Origin of the sequence: Klebsiella grimontii (assembly GCF_042137965.1) — a bacterium.
Lineage (GTDB): Bacteria > Pseudomonadota > Gammaproteobacteria > Enterobacterales > Enterobacteriaceae > Klebsiella > Klebsiella grimontii.
The window spans coordinates 4,028,613-4,048,081 of sequence record NZ_CP169721.1 but is presented as its reverse complement, the minus strand read 5'-3'; the positions used below and the strand labels follow the sequence as shown (position 1 = coordinate 4,048,081).

Here is a 19,469-nt window from a genome sequence, read left to right as displayed (position 1 = left end):
CGAACCCCTTACACGCTTTTCGACAACATTTTTCTGTGAGTATGGATCGACATAACGATACCAAACCCGGCCATCAATACGATTAGGGCAGAGCCCCCGTAGCTGACCAGCGGCAAAGGTACCCCCACCACCGGTAAAATACCACTTACCATACCAATATTTACGAAGACATAAACGAATAAAATCAACATTAAACCGCCGGCCATGACCCGGCCAAAGGTGGTTTGCGCCTGGGCGGCAATCCACAACCCGCGCATGATAAGCAGAATATAGAGCGCCAGCAGGATCAGCACGCCAATCAGCCCCAGCTCTTCCGCCAGTACGGCAAAGATAAAGTCGGTATGGCGTTCAGGCAGAAACTCCAGCTGCGACTGGGTTCCATGCAGCCAGCCTTTCCCGCGCAGCCCGCCGGAGCCGATGGCAATTTTTGACTGAATAATGTGGTACCCCGCGCCGAGCGGATCGGTTTCCGGGTCGAGCAGCATCATTACGCGCTGGCGCTGATAATCATGCATCAGGAAGAACCAGAGGATCGGAATAAAGGCGGCGACCAGCACCACGGCGATACCGATCAGACGCCAGCTCAGACCAGACAGAAAGAGCACGAATAGACCGGACAGGGCGACCAGAATCGAGGTCCCGAGGTCCGGCTGCGCGGCGACCAGCAGCGTGGGCAGGAAAATCAGCACCAGCGCGATAGCGGTATTTTTCAGCGATGGCGGGCAAACGTCGCGGTTGATAAAGCGCGCCACCATCAGCGGTACGGCTATTTTGGCGATTTCCGACGGCTGGAAGCGGACGATGCCGAGATCCAGCCAGCGCTGCGCCCCTTTAGAGATGGCGCCGAAGGCATCAACCGCCACCAGCAGGATAATACAGAATATATAGAGATAGGGCGCCCAGCCCTCATAGACCCGCGGCGGAATTTGCGCCATGACGATCATAATAACAATCCCCATGGCGATCTGGCCGATTTTACGCTCCATCATGCCCATGTCCTGACCGCTGGCGCTCCAGATAACCAGCGCGCTATAGGTCAGCAGCGCCAGCAGGATAAGCAGCATGGTGGGGTCGAGGTGGATTTTATCCCATAGCGATTTTTTATTCGGATTATCAGTCATTATTGATCCTCCCCAGCCGTTACCGCCGGGTTTTCACTCGGCAGGTTGGTGTTGTTATCGCCCAGCATTATATGATCGAGAATCTGACGCATAATGGTACCGACTGCCGGACCTGCGCCGCCGTTCTCAAGAATAATGGCCACGGCAACCTGGGGGTTGTTGTAAGGGGCAAACGCCGTCATCAGTTTATGGTCACGCAGGCGTTCAGCGATTCTGTGCGCGTTATAGGTCTCGTTGGCTTTCAGGCCGAAGACCTGAGCGGTACCCGATTTGGCCGCAATTTTATACGGCGCGCTGGCGAAGTATTTATGCGCGGTACCGTTGCCGCGGTTGGCGACGCCAAACATCCCGTCTTTGGCGATTTCCCAAAAACCAGAGTGAATATCGCCGACCGGCGGTTCATGGGGCTGAACCCACGGCACCGGTTTGCCGTCCTCCACCGTGCTCTGCAGCAGGTGCGGCACTTTAACCACACCGTCGTTAATCAGGATCATCAGCGCCTTGTTCATCTGGATAGGCGTTGCGGTCCAGTAGCCCTGTCCGATCCCGACCGGAATGGTATCGCCCTGGTACCAGGGTTTCTTGAAGCGCTTGAGCTTCCATTCGCGGGTCGGCATGTTGCCGGAGCGCTCTTCCGCCAGGTCAACGCCGGTATAGTGGCCATAGCCGAATTTGCCCATCCACTCCGACAGGCGATCGATACCCATATCGTAGGCAACCTGATAGAAGTAAGTATCGGCCGACTCTTCCAGCGCTTTAGTGACGTTCAGATGGCCGTGGCCCCACTTTTTCCAGTCGCGGTAGCGTTTATCCGAGCCGGGAAGCTGCCACCAGCCGGGGTCAAACAGGCTGGTGTTGCGGGTAATAACCCCGGCGCTGAGCGCCGAGACGGCCACGTAAGGCTTAACCGTTGATGCTGGTGGATAAACGCCCTGGGTCGCGCGGTTGACTAACGGCGTATTAGGATCGTTAAGCAGCCCGGAGTAGTCTTTGCTGGAAATACCATCAACGAACAGGTTGGGGTCGTAGCTTGGCGTCGAGACCAGCGCGAGGATGGCGCCGGTACGCGGGTCTGTGACCACGACCGCCGCGCGGCTTCCGGCCAGCAGCGTTTCAATATACTGCTGTAGCTTCAGGTCGAGCGTTAAATAGATATCGCGCCCGGCCTGCGGCGGAACCTCTTTCAGCTGGCGAATTACCCGGCCGCGGTTGTTTACTTCAACTTCTTCATAGCCGGTCTGCCCGTGCAGGACATCTTCGTAATAGCGTTCGATCCCCAGCTTGCCGATATCGTGCGTGGAGGCGTAGTTAGCCAGCTTTCCCTCTTTATCCAGGCGATCGACGTCTTTATCGTTAATTTTGGAGACGTAGCCGATAACGTGGGTCAGGGCTGAATTATAGGGATAGTAGCGGCGCTTATAGCCTTTGACTTCTACGCCGGGAAAACGGTACTGGTTAACCGCGAAACGGGCGACCTGTACTTCGCTGAGATTGACTTTCACCGGAATGGAGGTAAAGCGGTGGGAGCGGGCGCGCTCTTTTTTAAAGTTCGCTACATCGTCATCGGTGAGATCGATAACGTCGCGCAGCGCATCCAGCGTTTGCTGAACGTTGTCGACCTTCTCCGGCATCATTTCCAGCTGGTAAATCGTGCGGTTGAGCGCCAGCGGCGTGCCGTTGCGATCGTAGATAATGCCGCGGCTTGGCGGAATAGGGACCAGCTTGATGCGGTTTTCGTTTGAACGCGTTTGATAGTCGGTGTAACGCACAATCTGCACGTTATAAAGATTGGCGATCAATACGCCGGTAAGCAGCAAAATCCCCAAAAAAGCGACCAGCGCCCGGCGCACGAACAGCGAGGATTCAGCCGTATAGTCGCGGAAAGAATTCTGTAATTTCATTCGCTGCTTAGTCTACCCTGGTCATCATTACTCACGGTGGTAAGGGTGGTTGGTGGTAATGCTCCACGCCCGATACAGACTCTCGGCCACCAGTACGCGAACCAGCGGGTGAGGTAAGGTGAGCGTTGAGAGCGACCAACTTTGTTCCGCTGCCGCTTTGCAGGCGGGTGAAAGGCCTTCCGGGCCGCCGATGAGCAGACTGACGTCCCGGCCATCCTGTTTCCAGCGTTCCAGTTCGCGCGCCAGCTGCGGCGTATCCCATGGTTTCCCCGGAATATCCAGGGTGACGATGCGGTTTTTGCCTGCGGCCGCCAGCATCATTTCACCTTCTTTTTCCAGAATTCGCTTGATGTTGGCATTTTTGCCGCGTTTTCCGGCGGGGATTTCCACCAGTTCGAACGGCATATCTTTTGGAAAACGGCGCAGATATTCGCTAAAGCCGGTCTGAACCCAGTCCGGCATTTTGGTGCCAACGGCTACCAGGTGCAGCTTCACGCGTTAACTCCAGAGTTTTTCCAGCTCGTACAGACGACGGCTCTCTTCCTGCATGACGTGAACCATAACGTCGCCGAGATCGACGACAATCCAGTCCGCGGCGGCTTCGCCTTCAACGCCCAGCGGCAGCATACCGGCGGCGCGAGACTCTTGCACTACGTGGTCGGCGATGGACATAACATGGCGCGTAGAAGTGCCTGTGCAGATAACCATGCAATCGGTGATGCTGGATTTGCCATGAACGTCAATGGCAACGATGTCCTGACCTTTCAGGTCATCAATTTTGTCGATAACAAAATCCTGGAGTGCTTTACCCTGCAAGAGTTCCCCCTGGGTGTGTGAAGAGTGATAATAATAAACAGCCTGACAGTATACCTGAACTGGTAGCAAAATCGGGATAAATGTCGATAAATAGGCGGTTAAGGCCGCTATCATCCCATCCATCGCCGATGATTGCATCGCCATTTTTGTAAAACAATTTCTGCAAAGTTCAAATGGTAAATGCAGCCTGGCTGCGGAGAATAACAGCCTGCTTTGCCCTGTCAATGGTCTGCGCGCAATTCTTCTTCCGCCAGCCAAACTGCCTGGCTATTCAGCACGCGCAGGGTAGTGAAATCGGGCTGGAGATCGACAAGGCTCCACGCGCCGTGCTCGATGGGGAAGTGCCACATCGCCGAATCCGGCATATTCAGAAGTTGAGCGATTAACAGGCTAAGCACGCCCTGGTGGCCGACGATCAGCAGATGACTAAGTTCCCGGTGCTGAGGGAGGGCGGCGGTGAAGCCGGAGACGCGTTCGGCGAACGCCTGAAAGCCTTCACCGTTAGTGGGCGCCGCATGCTGCCAGTCGGCGCACCACGCGGCGTAGTTTTCCGCATCTTCATGCTGTAAATCGCGATGGTGGCGCATTTCCCAGTCGCCGAAGAACATTTCATTGAGCTCGGCAAAGGACTGGCGAGGGACGTCACGGTCGCCAAGCAGCAGGCTGGCCGTACGCTGGGTGCGTTCAAGTTCACTGCAAAACACGCGCTGAAAAGGAACGGCCTGCAGCCGCTTTCCCAGCGTTTGCGCTTGTCTGATTCCGCGTTCGGTTAAGGCTGTGGGAGCATGTCCGCTATAGAGGCCCGCGACGTTGGCCTCGGTCTCGCCATGACGAACTAACCATAACTTCATGATGACCCTCTCGAAAGGAGTCTATAAGACTCTCCTTGTGGCAAGGCTAGCAGTAGAGCTTCTGCTCATGGATATAGTCGAGCACGGTTTCCGGCAGCATGTCCGCGCAGGGCTCGCCAGCTTCAAGACGCTGGCGAATCAGGGTGGCAGAAATATCAAACCACGGCGTTTCGGCCAGGTAGATAACGCCCGCCGGGCTGCTATGCAGCCGCTCGACGTCATGAGTGAGATGTTTGTCCAGCCACTGCTGATCCTGCTCGCACGCCATGGTCAGCGGATAACCCGGGCGTCGGCAAACGATCAGATGTACGTTATCAAGAATGCTTTCATACTCGTGCCAGGTGGTAAAGGTGAGCAGCGAATCCTGGCCAATGATAAACGCCAGGGGGCGCTGTGGCCCTTGCTCCTGGCGCCACTCGCGTAGGGTTTGCGCTGAATATGACGGCGTGTCGCGCTTAAGCTCACGATCGTCGAGGATAAACAGCGGTTTATCCGCGATGGCCAGCGCCAGCATATGCCTGCGTTGGTCGCTGGTGGCTTCGGGCTGCGGGCGGTGCGGCGGCACATTGTTGGGCACGATGGTGACTTTATTGAGGCCGATAAGGTTGGCCAGAATTTCCACCGGTTTAAGGTGACCGTAATGCACCGGATCGAAGGTGCCGCCGTACATCGCCTGTAACTGAGTCATATCAACCATCAATAAAAACGTCTGCCAGCGCTTTATGGCAGAGCAATAAAGAGAGACTTTCCAGCTCGGGCCATACGGAGTGCCCGTAATCCTGCTTGAAGGTAAGCTCCGCGCGGGTCAACAACGTGACAGCCTGACGCAACTGGTCGGCGCTCAGGCGTGCCAGCGCGTCGCTGACCAGCTGGCGGCGGTTTTGCCATACGCGATGCTTGTCAAACAGCGAACGCAGCGGCGTATGGGCCGATTGCCGCTTCAGGTTGACCAGCAGCAGCAGCTCGCGCTGTAGGGTGCGCAGCAGGATAGCCGGCTCGCTGCCTTCCAGACGCAGCTGTTGCAGAACGTGGAGAACGCGCTTGCTTTTACCGGCCAGCAGCGCATCCACCCAGTGATAAGGTGTGAAATGCGCAGCATCATTCACGGCCTGCTCAACCCGCGGCAGCGTCAGTTTACCATCCGGCCACAGCAGCGAAAGGCGCTCAAGAGCCTGGGCCAACGCCAGCAGATTACCCTCATAGCAGTAGCACAGCAGCTGGCTGGCCGCGTCATCAAGCTGCAGATTATTCTGCTTTGCGCGCGCGGCGAGCCAGCGCGGCAGCTGGGCATATTCCGGCGTCTGGCAGCTAACCTGCACCGCCCGGCTGGTCAGCGCCGTCATCCACGCGGCGTTCTCCTGCGCTTTCGTTAGCTTATTACCGCGAACGATCAGCAGTAAATCGTCATGCAGCATGCCGACGAGCGTCGCAAGCTGTTCGTTAATTGCCGCATTAGGGCCATTATCGGGCAGGATCAGCAGCAGCGTCTGGCGGCTGGAAAACAGGCTCATGGCCTGACTTAACGAGAAGAGGGCGGGCCAGTCGGTACTGGCATCAACGGTGGCGGTGTGGTGTTCGATAAAGCCCTGGGTCGCGGCCGCTTCGCGGATGGCGTCCTGGCTCTCCTGCAGCAGCAGCGGATCGTTGCCAAGCAGCAGATAGGCCGCGCGCAGCCCTTCAGTGAGCTGCGCGCGGAGCTGTTCCGGGTACAACCGAATCATCAGTTACCCAGCGTGGTGGAGACGCGATTGCCGGAGGTGGAAGCGGCTGGGGTCGTGGCGACCGGCTTCTCATCCTCTTTGGTGGCTTCGACATCCGCAACGTGTACGCTCGGCAGCTTACGGATCAGCTGCTCTGCCGCTTTGTCGTACATTTCCTGAACGATCATGTCCTGCTCGGCATCTTTCGCTAACGCCGCCTGCGGGTTATCGAAGAACGAGCGGTAGACTTTGGTCGTGATGGGATAGATATCATGACCTGGGATCAGGACGCTGGCGTTTACCGTCATCACCATCTGATATTCCGCAGTACGGCCGTCCTGGAAAATAGACGCCGTATCTTTCTGAATGGACGATGTCTCCAGACGCAGGGAAGGAATATCCTTGCGCAGCGTACTGCTGTCGACCAGTTCAACCCCGTTCAGACGCAGCTGATTACGGACGGCACGACTTAATGGACCATTAGGATCGCCCGACTGGAAGATCATGGTTTTCATTGCGGTCGGAACCTGCGTAGTGCTACGCAGGTGCCAGCCACAGCCGGCGGTGATTAACACCGCCAGAGATAACAACAATGTTGCCAGATATCGCACGCTTCCTCCTGCGCTTAGCCAACGACCAGATTGAGCAGTTTACCCGGAACGTAGATCACTTTACGTACGGTCACACCGTCGAGATATTTCGCAACCAGATGCTCCTGACCCGCACGCTCACGAACCTGCTCTTCGGTTGCATCCACCGCAACGGTAATTTTACCACGAACTTTACCATTTACCTGGACCACGACCAGAGTGGTGTCTTCAACCATCGCGCTTTCGTCAGCGACCGGCCACGGCGTGTTGTCAATATCGCCTTCGCCGCCCAGCTCCTGCCACAAGGTAAAGCTGGCATGCGGAGTGAACGGGTTGAGCATACGAACCACGGCCAGCAGGGCCTCACGCATCAGCGCGCGATCCTGTTCACCTTCCTGCGGCGCTTTCGCCAGCTTGTTCATCAGCTCCATAATCGCCGCAATCGCGGTGTTGAAGGTCTGACGACGGCCGATATCATCGGTCACTTTCGCGATCGTTTTATGCACGTCGCGACGCAGCGCTTTTTGATCTTCGCTGAGGCTGGCAACGTCCAGCGCAGCGGCTTCGCCCTGGGAGGTATGTTCGTAGACCAGTTTCCAGACGCGTTTCAGGAAGCGGTTCGCACCTTCCACCCCGGATTCCTGCCACTCAAGCGTCATGTCGGCCGGAGAAGCGAACATCATAAACAGACGCACGGTGTCCGCGCCGTAGCGTTCAACCATTTCCTGCGGGTCGATGCCGTTGTTTTTCGACTTGGACATCTTGCTCATGCCGGTATAGACCAGCTCGCGGCCCTGTGGGTCGAAGGCTTTAACGATACGGCCCTTCTCGTCGCGCTCGGTAGTCGCTTCTTTCGGCGACACCCAGTTACGCTCGCCGTTTTCGCCAACGTAGTAGAAGGCATCCGCCAGCACCATCCCCTGGCAAAGCAGCTGTTTAGCCGGTTCGTCAGAGTTCACCATGCCCGCGTCGCGCATCAGCTTGTGGAAGAAGCGGAAATAGAGCAGGTGCATAATGGCGTGTTCGATCCCGCCGATATAGATATCGACAGGCAGCCAGTAGTTCGCCGCTTCCGGGTCCAGCATACCCTGGTCGTACTGTGGGCAGGTGTAGCGCGCGTAGTACCAGGAGGACTCCATAAAGGTGTCAAAGGTATCGGTTTCGCGCAGCGCCGGCTGGCCGTTAACGGTGATTTTCGCCCACTCCGGATCGGCTTTAATTGGGCTGGTGATCCCGTCCATCACGACATCTTCCGGCAGAATAACCGGCAGCTGATCTTCCGGCGTCGGCATCACGGTGCCGTCTTCAAGGGTGACCATTGGGATCGGCGCGCCCCAGTAGCGCTGACGGGAAACGCCCCAGTCGCGCAGGCGGTAGTTCACTTTACGTTCGCCGACGCCAAGAGACGCGAGCTTATCGGCGATAGCATTAAAGCCCGCCTCGTGATCCAGACCGTCGAACTCGCCAGAGTTAAACAATACGCCTTTTTCGGTCAGCGCCTGTTCAGAGAGGTCGGGCTCTGAGCCATCGGCGGCCAGGATAACCGGCTTGATGTTCAGACCGTATTTGCTGGCAAATTCGTAGTCGCGCTGATCGTGACCCGGGACGGCCATCACCGCGCCGGTGCCGTACTCCATCAGCACAAAGTTTGCCGCCCATACCGGGATCGCTTCGCCGGTCAGCGGGTGGATGGCTTTGTAGCCGGTATCGACGCCTTTTTTCTCCATGGTCGCCATATCGGCTTCGGCAACTTTGGTATTGCGGCATTCGTCGATAAAGGTCGCCAGCGCGGGGTTATTGGCGGCAGCCTGCTGCGCCAGCGGGTGGCCCGCAGCGACGGCAAGGTAGGTGCAGCCCATAAAGGTGTCCGGGCGGGTGGTGTAGACGGTCAGCTTGTCGGCGTAGTCGTTCACATCGAAGGAGATTTCGACGCCTTCGGAGCGGCCGATCCAGTTGCGCTGCATGGTTTTAACGGTGTCAGGCCAGTGATCCAGGTTATCCAGATCGTTCAGCAGCTCGTCAGCGTAGGCGGTGATTTTAATAAACCACTGCGGGATCTCTTTACGCTCGACTTTGGTGTCGCAGCGCCAGCAGCAGCCATCGATAACCTGCTCGTTCGCCAGTACGGTCTGGTCGTTCGGGCACCAGTTCACCGCGGAGGTTTTTTTGTAGACCAGGCCTTTTTTATACAGCTCGGTAAAGAACTTCTGCTCCCAGCGGTAGTATTCCGGGGTGCAGGTCGCCACTTCACGGCTCCAGTCATAGCCGAAGCCCAGCTTCTTCAGCTGGTTTTTCATGTAGGCGATGTTGTCATAGGTCCACGGGGCCGGCGCGGTGTTGTTTTTCACCGCTGCGCCTTCCGCAGGTAGGCCAAACGCATCCCAGCCGATAGGCTGCAGGACATTTTTGCCCAACATACGCTGGTAACGGGAAATCACGTCACCGATGGTATAGTTGCGCACGTGGCCCATGTGTAGTCGACCAGAAGGATAGGGAAGCATCGACAGGCAGTAATACTTCTCTTTGCTCTCGTCTTCGGTAACTTCAAAGGTACGCTTCTCGTCCCAGTGTTGCTGGACTTTTGATTCTATCTCTTCCGGGCGGTATTGCTCTTGCATGGCAGCCAGTGGTCCTGTTTTCAATACAGCTACAAAATGTAGCCAATGGATGTGTTATTTCAGATCGGCATAGCATAGCCCAAACGCCAACGTCAAAACAGCCTTTCACACACTTACCGAGATGAAAGCGGTAGAGAAAATTTCGCGACTCTGTGGCTTGGCTTGCAGAGCAATCCGCAGATAACGTCTACCATTATAAGAAGTTAACCACACCGGAGGCGAAAAGATGAACAAGGTTGCTCAATTCTACCGAGAGCTGGTGTCGACGCTCAGCGAGCGGTTACGCAACGGAGAACGCGATATTGACGCGCTGGTGGAGCAGGCCAGGGTCAAGATTAGCCAGTCCGGCGAGTTAACGCAGAGTGAAATCGACAACGTTATTCGCGCCGTCAGACGCGATCTGGAAGAGTTCGCCCTCAGCTATGAAGAGAGCCAGGATGAGCTAACGGACAGCGTCTTTATGCGGGTGATCAAAGAGAGCCTGTGGCAGGAACTGGCGGATATTACCGACAAAACCCAGCTTGAGTGGCGCGAAGTGTTCCAGGACCTCAGCCACCACGGCGTTTATCATAGCGGCGAAGTGGTCGGGCTCGGCAATCTGGTGTGTGAGAAGTGCCATTACCATCTGCCGGTGTATACGCCGGATGTGCTGCCGCGTTGCCCCAAATGCGGGCACGATCAGTTCCAGCGTCGGCCATTTGAGCCATAAATGATAAGGCCCGGAGTTGAATATACCGGGCCTCGGATAAACTCAGCGGCTCATGTCAATTTTATAAAATGCCGGCGCTACCAGCGCCGGCATTTCAGAGTGTAGTTCAATAAGATGGCTGGTTTGCGGTTAATAATTTATTTGGTGGTGTTAACTTCCGTTAACTTGAAATACTGTTCGCCACCCACTTCAGAAGCATATCGGTGAGAAGTATTCAGGACCAGTTTATTGCCGCTCAGTAAGCCGGCATCGCAGGTGAACAGTTTCAGGAACCCGCATTTATAGCCGCCGTTAACCACTTGTTTTGCATTTAAGGTCATCGTTCCGCCAGCTACGATTTTGTCGCGGTTGATAATGTTGCCTTTATTGTGGGTATCAATGGTGAAATCGCCAAAGGATTGCATAAGCCATTTATTTACCAGATCTGAGTTGGTGGAAATGTTGATGGTCCCGCCAATAATTTCTCCGCTGTTTTGCATCGCGTTGTTATTAAAGTTTAAGACCGCAGAATCGCCGCGCACGGTTCCCCCGTCGTTATTCAGCCAGTTGCTGTTGGTTGTCAGCATATTGCTGGCGAGTATTTTGCTATCACGGTTTAACGCCAGCGTACCGTTCGTCTGGATGGTGACGTTACCCCCTTTTAAGGTTCCCGAGTTGCTGATTTCGCCGGATGAGAGCGCTTTATCTTTAACCGATTGAATCACGAGATTGTCCGTTCCGTGAATGTTACCGGTTACCTTAAGCGAGCTACCGCTAAAAGCAATGCTGGTATTTTTCGCCCGGGTTGAACCGCCGTTATCGATATTGCCAAGAGCCGATACTAGCAGTTGATTATCAGAAAGAAGATTAGAGCCGTAAGCCGTTTTCAGGTTGCCGTTAGTCGCTACGCTTAATGCTGTGCTGCTTTTGATGGTGCCGTTGTTTTCGATATTTCCAGAGGCGCTGACCATCAACTGTTTGCTGCTGGATATGGTTCCGTTGTTGGTAAGTGTTTGTAATCCATTGATAATAGTTGTGTTTGTCGTCGAGATGTTACCCGTGTTTTTAATATTCCCGGCGGCGGCGATCTGCGTAAGCATACCGTTGCTGGTGATCGATCCTTCGTTGGTCAGTGAACCGTTACTGGACATTGTCAGTGTGCTATTGGCGACAATCGCGCCTTTATTGCGTACGCCGAGACCTAAGTCGTTGCCAATCATGCTGATGCTGTTAGCTTTAATTCCGCCAAGATTGCTAATATCAATGCTGTATTCCGGAATCAGCATCTGTAGTACCGTAGGCGTTTTACCCGCAGAGGTCATTTGCCCTGTATTGTTGTCAAGCGTGAAGTTTCCTGCGGCTACCGTCGCGTTGGGAGTGCTGACGGTACCGTTAATGGCAATAGCATTTGCCAGCAGGGCGGCATAGCTATTTGTTGCATTCATCCCGTTTTGCCCAATAGTGATCTGACCTTGGGAGATGGTATAGCTGTCAATCGCGCCACTGTCGTTGAGCTTTACCTGGCCGGTGGTTAAAACCGCGCGATCGGTGTTAATAAAGCTACAGCCTGAGCAGGAGATTCCGTTTGGGTTAGCGATGATAACATCGGCTTTTTGGCCGGCGACTTCGATAAATCCATTGAGCGAGCTGGATTTATTTGAGGTCACTTCATTGAGGATCACCGAAGCGCCGCCATTAGCCAGATTATTGTTTTTAGCGATATTGCCTAAGGTGTCGTGAGTAAGATCGCTGGAACTATTGTTGAGAATCATGCCCTTGTTACTGACATTAAAGTCACGGTACATATTGTGAGAAACGCCCGCTGCGTTAGGCGTTTCAATATCAACGACGGTAGCTCCGGATGAGTGGGTCCAGACCGTCGGATCGGCATAGACGTAAGACGAACTGAGTGCTGCCGCCAGGGCGACATAAGTAAATTTAAATTTGAACATTGCGTTTATTCCTTTAAATAAATTGCCTAAAAGTTGATGAATGTTTATTAGTTTACTTAACGACGTTAATACCTCCAGTTGAGCGAGAAACCAAGGTTGAGCGGATCGCTATGAAAACGATCGGGTTTAATGAACGGCGTACCGATAAAAAAATCATACTGCGTGGAAAATAGCTGGCCGCGCAGCCCGCTTACGGCGCCGGAAATAACTTTACCCTGTTTATATTTTTCACTGCCGGTGATGCGGCCAATATCCAGACCAAAATATAATTGCCGATCCGGGGTTGGCATATCCCAGATAAAATCATTACGCCAGTACCAGCCTTGGTTGCCGGACAGCGAATTTTCTCCATCAAAACCCCGTACCGTCCAGCGGCTGCCGATATTAAATTTATTATCCGTGGATAAAATATCGGGACTAAACTGAGCATTAATATGCGGCGCGTAGCTGAAACGATCGCCGGTAATATCAAATTTCATAAATGCCTGAATATCAGCATGTATCACCCGCGAAAGTGGGCTGTAGAGACCCGCTTTTTCCTCAAGGGTTGGCATGGAGCTAAGCCAGGGCAAGCTGCGCTGAATGCCCAGGCTGGCATCGATGATTTTTTTATTGAAGTAGCGCTGCTGGCGAAGGGTCAATTCCCAAACCGGGTTCTGCTTGCGCATAACCTTGAGTTCGCTGCCGCCAAAATAGTAACGAGACGTGCTTTTTGCAACCCGGGCGTCCAGGGTGGTTTTTTGCTGCCGCGTATGGGAAAGCAGCCTCGAGAGCGTCGCGCTGGCGTAACGGTTTTCGCTTTTGTATTCGGTGGTTGAATAGTTGGCTTTAAATTGCTGACGATATTCGCTCTGCGAGCCGTAAAGGCTTAGCGACCAGTACCCGACAGGAACCGAATAATAGAGGCTGCTATTGTGGTTGCCGTCATTATGCTGATTAAATTCGACGTCGCCTCCGGCGGAGACATAGAAAATATCGTTAAGCGTAGCCATATCATAGAGATAGAGTGCGCCCCCGGACTGATAGCGACCGCTTTCCCGGCTGCCGGCATCATCCATCCACGCGCTTACCTGCCATTTTTTAGCCAGATTACGCGTTATCTGAATATCGCTTTCCGCGTTGTTTTTCCCGGGCTGGATTTTCATTTGCGCCGACGAACCGGGTAGCCGTTGCAGATTGGCCATCCCTTGCTCAAGGTCGGTTAGTTTGAGGATCTCACCCGTGGCGGTAGGTATGGCATTCCACAGGCTGGACGTGGCGCCGCTGTCGGAAGACCATATCATATTGCCTATCTTACCGTAGGTGAGGGTAATGTCTAAAACGCCATCTTCCAGTGACTGTGAAGGTATATCAATAAGTGAAGTAATATACCCCTGGACTATGATTTCATTTTGTAATGCCGTAGCGAGTTGGCGAATGCCTTTAATACCCAGACATTTCTTTTCTGCCTGGACGGCGATATTGCGCAGGAGACGTTGCGTGAGTTTTTCATTTGAGGAAATGATATTGACGTGGCTGATATACCGGCAGGTCTCCTCCACCGGAAAAATAAGTTTATATTTATGCGAGCCAGTGCGCGATGATTGATAATCTTGCTGCTCGGGCTTTAATGCGCTCTGGCGAGCTTTATCCTGTTCAGTTTGATGAGTGTTGTTGGCAACATCCGCAAACGTGGAGGCAGTAAAAATAAAGTAAAGAAAAAGCGCGTTTAACAGTTTGTTATTGTTGTATTTCATGAAGAAATATCCATTTGTTTCATTCGATAATGATGCCCTTGTAAAGGAAATTGAGTTTTGTTCTGACTGGTGTTATGAGCTCGCCAGCAGCTCGTGGTTTTCAATTTTAAGAATTTTATTTTTTATAAAATACCAAACCGAATTTTTTAAGTGCTCAGTGTCCTCGTAAATAGTCGTGCTATGTTAGCGATGCAGGATTATCGAGGCTACGATGTTAATCCTGAATTTTATTTGAATTGGTCATTTCAACTTGTGAATTATCAGCGATGGGGTGTGAATATATGGGTGGCAGTTATTTAAGCGTGGGCGAGTGATTATAATTCAATATGATAAGGGGAATAAAAGGACGACGCGCACTTTGCGTGCGCGCCGGAGGCTTAGTGCAGTATTTTGGCGAGGAAGTCTTTCGCCCGTTCTGATTGCGGGTTAGCGAAAAACGCTTCTTTATCCGCGTCTTCGACAATTTTCCCCTCATCCATAAAGATAACCCGATTCGCTACTTTGCGGGCAAAACCCATTTCGTGGGTGACCACCATCATCGTCATCCCTTCATTCGCCAGTTCAACCATCACGTCCAGTACTTCATTAATCATCTCTGGATCAAGCGCGGAAGTGGGTTCATCAAACAGCATGGCGATGGGGTCCATACACAATGCGCGAGCGATGGCCACGCGCTGCTGCTGGCCGCCAGAGAGCTGAGCGGGAAACTTTTCTGCATGAGCGGAAAGTCCCACGCGTTCCAGCAGCTTGAGCCCTTTTGCGCGTGAAGCGGCTTTATCGCGATTGAGCACCTTAACCTGCGCCAGCGTCAGGTTATCGATAATCGACAAATGCGGGAACAGTTCGAAGTGCTGGAATACCATCCCGACGCGCGAGCGCAGCTTAGCCAGATTGGTCTTTTTATCGTTAACCGTGGTGCCGTCGACGATGATTTGACCCTGCTGGATTGGCTCCAGACCGTTGACGGTTTTAATTAGCGTGGATTTACCCGAGCCTGATGGCCCGCAGACCACCACCACTTCGCCTTTTTTCACTTCAGTGGAGCAATCGGTCAGCACCTGAAAGTGACCATACCATTTTGAAACATTTTTCAGGGTAATCATTACACAGTCCTTTTCTTCAACCAGCTGACCAACAGCGATGCGCTGAGACTAAATACAAAATATACGGCGCCTGCGAACAGGATCATTTCTACCTGGGTTCCATCACGTTCGCCGATAGTGGAGGCGGTACGGAAGAAATCGGCCAGGCTCAGGACGTAGACCAGCGAGGTATCCTGGAACAGCACGATGCCCTGGGTGAGCAGCAGCGGTACCATGGCGCGGAAGGCCTGCGGCAGAATCACCAGCTTCATGGATTGCCAGTGGGTCATGCCCAGCGCCAGCGCAGCGCTGGACTGGCCGCGAGAGATACTCTGAATACCGGCGCGAATAATTTCCGAGTAATAAGCCGCTTCAAACATGGAGAAAGCGATCATCGCTGAAATCAGGCGGATATCGGTTTTCGGCGACAGGCCAAGCACGTTCTGCAGGAACCCCGGAACAATCAGATAAAACCACAGCAGTACCATCACCAGCGGAATGGAGCGGAAGACGTTAACGTAGGTTTTGGCAAACCACGCCAGCGGCAGGAAGCTCGACAGGCGCATGACGGCCAGAATCGTCCCCCAGACAATCCCGATAACAATCGCGGTCACGGTAATTTTTAAGGTAATAACCAGTCCAGCCAGCAGATACGGCATGGAAGGAATAATGGAACTCCAGTCAAAATCGTACATTATTTACCCCCCATATTGCCCGGCAGGCGGACCTTACGTTCGACCACGTACATGATCAGCATAATAACGGCGTTGATAAACACGTAGGCGAGGGTGATAGCGGTAAACGACTCCCAGGCATGGGCCGAGTAATCCAGTAGCTTGCCCGCCTGCGCGGCCATATCGGCCAGTCCGATGGTGGAGGCGATGGCCGAGTTTTTCACCAGGTTCATCATTTCAGAGGTCATCGGCGGCACGATAACGCGATAGGCGTTGGGCAGCAGAACGTAGCGGTAGGTTTGCGGTAGCGTTAGTCCCATCGCCAGCCCGGCGTTTTTCTGCCCGCGCGGCAGGGACTGGATGCCGGAGCGAACCTGTTCGCAGACGCGCGCGGCGGTAAACAATCCCAGACACAGCATCGAGGAAACGAAGAACTGAATATTGGGATCCAGCTCGGACTTAAACCACATACCGATGTTTTCCGGCAGCAGTTCAGGTACCACCAGATACCAGGTAAAAAATTGAACGATAAGCGGAACGTTACGAAAAAGCTCAACGTAACAGGTGCCGATAGTTGACAGCAGACGGTTCGGGACCGTACGGAGAATACCGAAGAGCGACCCCACAAAGAACGCGATAATCCAGGCCGTTACCGACAGGGTGACGGTGACCTGAAAACCACTCCACAGCCAGCCTAAATAGGTGGTGTTGCCGAACGGGGCCTGTTGCAGGAATATCCCCCAGTTCCAGTCTATTGACATAAATGACTCCTGGAAAAAAAAGGGTAGCAGCGCTACCCTCGAAGATTGTTGCTCAGCCTGTTTCGGTATTCGCGGCCGCTGGGGAACGACCAGCCGCCGTATAGTCTGTCCGCGCCGTGGCAACAATCGGGAGGGCAGGATTCCCCGCCCTTTGTTTTTTTAATTAGTTAAGAGCTTTGTCGTTAGGTGATTTGAACAGCGCTTTCATTTCGTCAGAGAGTTCAAAGTTCATATTCAGATTCTTTGGCGGAATAGGATTTTTAAACCACTTATCGAACCATTTTTCGGCTTCACCGGAAGTCTGAACATGGGCAACCGTGTCGTCCACCAGCGTTTTGAACTGCGGATCGTCTTTGCGCAGCATGCAGCCATAGGCTTCCTGAGACTGAGCGGTACCGACAATCTCCCAGTTATCCGGTTTCTTCGCTTTCGCACGTTCGCCCGCCAGCAGAGCGTCATCCATCATAAAGGCCACCGCGCGACCGCTTTCCAGAGTACGGAAGGAGTCACCGTGATCTTTTGCGCTGATAATGCGCATATTCATTTTTTTCTCGTCGTTCAGCTTGTGCAGCAGAATTTCCGAGGTGGTGCCGGAGGTGACGACGACGGCTTTATCCTTCAGATCCGGGAAATCTTTAATCGCGCCGCCTTTTTTCACCAGCAGACGGGTACCGACAACGAAAATGGTGTCGGAGAACGCTGCCTGTTTTTGACGTTCAAGGTTGTTGGTGGTGGAACCGCATTCGAAATCATAAGTGCCGTTTTGCAGCAGCGGAATACGGTTTTGTGAGGTGACCGGGATCAGTTTGATCTGCAGATCCGGTTTGTTCAGCTTCTTCTTAATGGCATCAACGATCGCGTTCGAGTAGTCCTGAGAGTAGCCGACGACCTGCTGTTTGTTGTCATAGTAAGAGAACGGAACGGATGATTCACGGTGACCGACGACGATAACGCCGTTTTTGGCAATTTTATCCAGAGTGCTCTGGCCAGCGGTGGATGCCGCATCTTCTGCATGCGCCGCACCGGCGGTCAGTCCCATGACCAGCATTGCTGCGGCCAGTTTACGTAATTGCATATCCGACTCCTTATCCTCAGCGCCATCAGACGCTATTGATACCCATTGTGAATGTGTGTGCTTTTTATTGCTGCCGTCTTTGCGTGCAGCATTTGTATGTGTTTGTTAGCATTTAGTTTGGCTTAATGTAAAGATTTTGCTCTTATATTGTTGATTTTTGCGAAGCGTACCGCACCATTTAAAGGCAAAAATCCCCCATTGCACCAAAATAGCGCAGCATGGCGATCGGTGGTGGTGCAACCAGGTTGTACCCTCAAGGATCGCGCTGCTACATCAATTTATTAAGCAATGGTCGTGCCAAAATGGACAAGAAGGAGAGGTGACCGCGGCGACGAATGCCGCCGCGGGAGAAGCAATTAGCGACGGTGCTGGCGCAGACTCATCAGCAGCGCTGCAAAGCCAAACAGCGCGGTTAACGCCCACAGCGGCCAGTTCCCCGTACGCGCGTACGGCGTCAGCCCTGAAGTCGGGGTCACTTTGGTGGTCAATACGGCGCGGGTGAACTGCGGGATCATCTCCTGTATTTCACCGCGCGGGCCGATGACCGCGGTAATGCCGTTATTGGTACTGCGCAGCAGCGGACGGGCCAGCTCCAGCGCGCGCATCCGCGCCATCTGGAAGTGCTGCCACGGACCGATAGATTTGCCGAACCACGCGTCATTAGAGATGGTTAACAGGAAATCCGTATCCGGGCGGAAGTTATCCCGCACCTGCTCGCCAAGAATGATCTCATAGCAGATAGCCGCCGTCAGACGCATATTATGCGCAACCAGCTGCGGCTGCACGTAAGGCCCGCGGCTGAAAGAGGACATCGGCAGATCGAAGAACGGCGCCAGTGGACGCAGAATTGATTCCAGCGGCACAAACTCACCGAACGGCACCAGATGGTTCTTGTTGTAGCGATTCTTTGAGTCGTAGCTGTATGGGTTATCTTTGCCCAGCGTAATAATGGTGTTGTACGTATCGTAGCGATTCTGCGCGTTCAGGCGCGCGTCGACGATACCGGTAATCAGCGCGCTGTTTTTCGACCGCATCAGATCGTCCATCATGCTCAGGAAACGCTGCTGATTGATTTCCAGATCGGGAATTGCGGACTCCGGCCAGACGATCAGCTGCGATTTACCCATGTGCGGTTGGGTGAGATCCAGATAGGTTTTCAGGGTGTTGAGCAGCTGATTCTGGTCCCATTTCATCGCCTGGGGGATATCGCCCTGTACCAGCGAAACCGTGGTTGCGCGTTCCGGCAGCGGTTGATACCACTGAATATAGCGAAGCGGGAAGGGCAGGGCGAACAACACGACGGCGGCGATCAGCGGCTTCCAGCTACGCTGCGCCATAGCGAGTACCAGCAGGCCGCTGACGAGCATCAGCAGGAAGTTAATCGCCTCAACGCCCATCACGGGCGCCAGGCCTTTAAGCGGGCCGTCGATTTGACTGTAGCCGAACTGTAGCCACGGGAAGCCGGTGAGCACCCAGCCGCGCAGAAATTCGCTGATTTGCCAGACCACCGGCGCGGCGATGGCCACGCGTATCCAGCTGGTTTTCGGCCACAGGCGCGAAAGAATACCGGCGAATAACCCGGTATAGAGGGAGAGATACGCGGCCAGCAGAATCACCAGGAAAACGTTAACCGGACCGGGCATGCCGCCGAACTGCGCGATACTCACGTAAACCCAGTTAATACCCGAGCCGAATAGCCCGAGTCCCCAGAAATAGCCAATCGCGGCGCTTTGTAAAGGACGGCGGTTGAGCGTTAAACCCTGCAGGCCAATTAGCGAAATAATCGCCGCCGGCCAGAAGTCATAAGGTGAAAAAGCCAGCGTTCCGCTGGCTCCGAATAACAGCGCCAGCAGCAGGCGTACGCGCTGGCGTTCAATAAGAGAGGCAAATACCATTTAGGTTAA

17 protein-coding genes are annotated in these 19,469 nt (G+C 53.8%); 1 reads left to right on the top strand and 16 read right to left on the bottom strand.

Going from position 1 to position 19,469, the window contains the following annotated elements:
* Positions 1 to 8: 8 nt before the first annotated feature.
* The 9 genes from mrdB to leuS form a co-directional block, all read right to left on the bottom strand.
* Positions 9 to 1,121 (bottom strand): peptidoglycan glycosyltransferase MrdB, encoded by a 1,113-nt coding sequence (gene mrdB, locus ACE3MN_RS19075; protein ID WP_004100156.1) that lies wholly within the window; start codon positions 1,119 to 1,121, stop codon positions 9 to 11.
* Entirely contained in the window at positions 1,121 to 3,022 is a 1,902-nt protein-coding gene (mrdA, locus tag ACE3MN_RS19070; RefSeq protein ID WP_004130417.1) for a peptidoglycan DD-transpeptidase MrdA, read from the bottom strand. Before mrdA ends, mrdB begins: the two co-directional genes overlap by 1 nt.
* Positions 3,023 to 3,049: 27 nt before the next feature.
* Positions 3,050 to 3,517, bottom strand: a complete 468-nt coding sequence (gene rlmH, locus ACE3MN_RS19065) for a 23S rRNA (pseudouridine(1915)-N(3))-methyltransferase RlmH (RefSeq protein WP_102649663.1) — start codon at positions 3,515 to 3,517, stop codon at positions 3,050 to 3,052.
* 3 nt (positions 3,518 to 3,520) lie between these two features.
* Positions 3,521 to 3,838 carry a ribosome silencing factor gene (gene rsfS / locus ACE3MN_RS19060; RefSeq protein WP_004100162.1) on the bottom strand — a complete coding sequence of 106 codons (318 nt, stop codon included), beginning with the start codon at positions 3,836 to 3,838 and terminating at the stop codon, positions 3,521 to 3,523.
* A 221-nt stretch (positions 3,839 to 4,059) separates the two neighbouring features.
* The gene (locus ACE3MN_RS19055; protein WP_064342348.1) at positions 4,060 to 4,689 is read right to left on the bottom strand and encodes an adenosylcobalamin/alpha-ribazole phosphatase; all 630 of its coding nucleotides are present in this window, start codon (positions 4,687 to 4,689) and stop codon (positions 4,060 to 4,062) included.
* A 46-nt stretch (positions 4,690 to 4,735) separates the two neighbouring features.
* On the bottom strand, positions 4,736 to 5,386 hold the full coding sequence (gene nadD / locus ACE3MN_RS19050; protein WP_049085343.1) for a nicotinate-nucleotide adenylyltransferase: 651 nt from the start codon (positions 5,384 to 5,386) through the stop codon (positions 4,736 to 4,738).
* On the bottom strand, positions 5,379 to 6,410 hold the full coding sequence (holA, locus tag ACE3MN_RS19045) for a DNA polymerase III subunit delta (RefSeq protein ID WP_004134178.1): 1,032 nt from the start codon (positions 6,408 to 6,410) through the stop codon (positions 5,379 to 5,381). Before holA ends, nadD begins: the two co-directional genes overlap by 8 nt.
* Positions 6,410 to 7,000, bottom strand: coding sequence for an LPS assembly lipoprotein LptE (gene lptE, locus ACE3MN_RS19040; protein WP_004134176.1), 591 nt, complete (start codon positions 6,998 to 7,000; stop codon positions 6,410 to 6,412). The genes holA and lptE overlap by 1 nt, the downstream gene beginning before the upstream one ends.
* A 14-nt stretch (positions 7,001 to 7,014) precedes the next feature.
* Positions 7,015 to 9,597, bottom strand: a complete 2,583-nt coding sequence (leuS, locus tag ACE3MN_RS19035; RefSeq protein ID WP_102649664.1) for a leucine--tRNA ligase — start codon at positions 9,595 to 9,597, stop codon at positions 7,015 to 7,017.
* A gap of 226 nt (positions 9,598 to 9,823) precedes the next feature.
* Between leuS and ACE3MN_RS19030 the strand changes: the two genes are divergently transcribed.
* Entirely contained in the window at positions 9,824 to 10,306 is a 483-nt protein-coding gene (locus ACE3MN_RS19030; protein ID WP_004134173.1) for a zinc ribbon-containing protein, read from the top strand.
* 137 nt (positions 10,307 to 10,443) lie between these two features.
* On the opposite strand, the gene ACE3MN_RS19025 is transcribed toward ACE3MN_RS19030, so the two are convergent.
* The 7 genes from ACE3MN_RS19025 to lnt all read right to left on the bottom strand — a co-directional run bounded on the left by ACE3MN_RS19025 (position 10,444) and on the right by lnt (position 19,460).
* Positions 10,444 to 12,237, bottom strand: coding sequence for a filamentous hemagglutinin N-terminal domain-containing protein (locus ACE3MN_RS19025; protein WP_102649665.1), 1,794 nt, complete (start codon positions 12,235 to 12,237; stop codon positions 10,444 to 10,446).
* Positions 12,238 to 12,302: 65 nt separating this feature from the next.
* Positions 12,303 to 13,973, bottom strand: coding sequence for a ShlB/FhaC/HecB family hemolysin secretion/activation protein (locus ACE3MN_RS19020; RefSeq protein WP_375364137.1), 1,671 nt, complete (start codon positions 13,971 to 13,973; stop codon positions 12,303 to 12,305).
* A 377-nt stretch (positions 13,974 to 14,350) separates the two neighbouring features.
* Positions 14,351 to 15,076, bottom strand: a complete 726-nt coding sequence (locus ACE3MN_RS19015) for an amino acid ABC transporter ATP-binding protein (protein WP_004100186.1) — start codon at positions 15,074 to 15,076, stop codon at positions 14,351 to 14,353.
* The gene (gene gltK, locus ACE3MN_RS19010) at positions 15,076 to 15,750 is read right to left on the bottom strand and encodes a glutamate/aspartate ABC transporter permease GltK (protein WP_004130439.1); all 675 of its coding nucleotides are present in this window, start codon (positions 15,748 to 15,750) and stop codon (positions 15,076 to 15,078) included. The genes ACE3MN_RS19015 and gltK overlap by 1 nt, the downstream gene beginning before the upstream one ends.
* Complete coding sequence (locus tag ACE3MN_RS19005; RefSeq protein WP_004111387.1) at positions 15,750 to 16,490, bottom strand: amino acid ABC transporter permease; 741 nt, start codon at positions 16,488 to 16,490, stop codon at positions 15,750 to 15,752. Before ACE3MN_RS19005 ends, gltK begins: the two co-directional genes overlap by 1 nt.
* A gap of 163 nt (positions 16,491 to 16,653) precedes the next feature.
* On the bottom strand, positions 16,654 to 17,565 hold the full coding sequence (locus tag ACE3MN_RS19000) for an amino acid ABC transporter substrate-binding protein (RefSeq protein WP_004134168.1): 912 nt from the start codon (positions 17,563 to 17,565) through the stop codon (positions 16,654 to 16,656).
* A gap of 356 nt (positions 17,566 to 17,921) precedes the next feature.
* Positions 17,922 to 19,460, bottom strand: a complete 1,539-nt coding sequence (gene lnt / locus ACE3MN_RS18995; protein WP_375364136.1) for an apolipoprotein N-acyltransferase — start codon at positions 19,458 to 19,460, stop codon at positions 17,922 to 17,924.
* Positions 19,461 to 19,469 lie beyond the last annotated feature (9 nt).

Bases quoted from the DNA above. Each gene is read 5' to 3' on its own strand.
- mrdB (WP_004100156.1), bottom strand. From the start codon at position 1,121: ATGACTGATAATCCGAATAAAAAATCGCTATGGGATAAAATCCACCTC.
- mrdA (WP_004130417.1), bottom strand. From the start codon at position 3,022: ATGAAATTACAGAATTCTTTCCGCGACTATACGGCTGAATCCTCGCTG.
- ACE3MN_RS19055 (WP_064342348.1), bottom strand. From the start codon at position 4,689: ATGAAGTTATGGTTAGTTCGTCATGGCGAGACCGAGGCCAACGTCGCG.
- nadD (WP_049085343.1), bottom strand. From the start codon at position 5,386: ATGGTTGATATGACTCAGTTACAGGCGATGTACGGCGGCACCTTCGAT.
- holA (WP_004134178.1), bottom strand. From the start codon at position 6,410: ATGATTCGGTTGTACCCGGAACAGCTCCGCGCGCAGCTCACTGAAGGG.
- leuS (WP_102649664.1), bottom strand. From the start codon at position 9,597: ATGCAAGAGCAATACCGCCCGGAAGAGATAGAATCAAAAGTCCAGCAA.
- ACE3MN_RS19030 (WP_004134173.1), top strand. From the start codon at position 9,824: ATGAACAAGGTTGCTCAATTCTACCGAGAGCTGGTGTCGACGCTCAGC.
- ACE3MN_RS19025 (WP_102649665.1), bottom strand. From the start codon at position 12,237: ATGTTCAAATTTAAATTTACTTATGTCGCCCTGGCGGCAGCACTCAGT.
- ACE3MN_RS19020 (WP_375364137.1), bottom strand. From the start codon at position 13,973: ATGAAATACAACAATAACAAACTGTTAAACGCGCTTTTTCTTTACTTT.
- ACE3MN_RS19015 (WP_004100186.1), bottom strand. From the start codon at position 15,076: ATGATTACCCTGAAAAATGTTTCAAAATGGTATGGTCACTTTCAGGTG.
- gltK (WP_004130439.1), bottom strand. From the start codon at position 15,750: ATGTACGATTTTGACTGGAGTTCCATTATTCCTTCCATGCCGTATCTG.
- ACE3MN_RS19005 (WP_004111387.1), bottom strand. From the start codon at position 16,490: ATGTCAATAGACTGGAACTGGGGGATATTCCTGCAACAGGCCCCGTTC.
- ACE3MN_RS19000 (WP_004134168.1), bottom strand. From the start codon at position 17,565: ATGCAATTACGTAAACTGGCCGCAGCAATGCTGGTCATGGGACTGACC.
- lnt (WP_375364136.1), bottom strand. From the start codon at position 19,460: ATGGTATTTGCCTCTCTTATTGAACGCCAGCGCGTACGCCTGCTGCTG.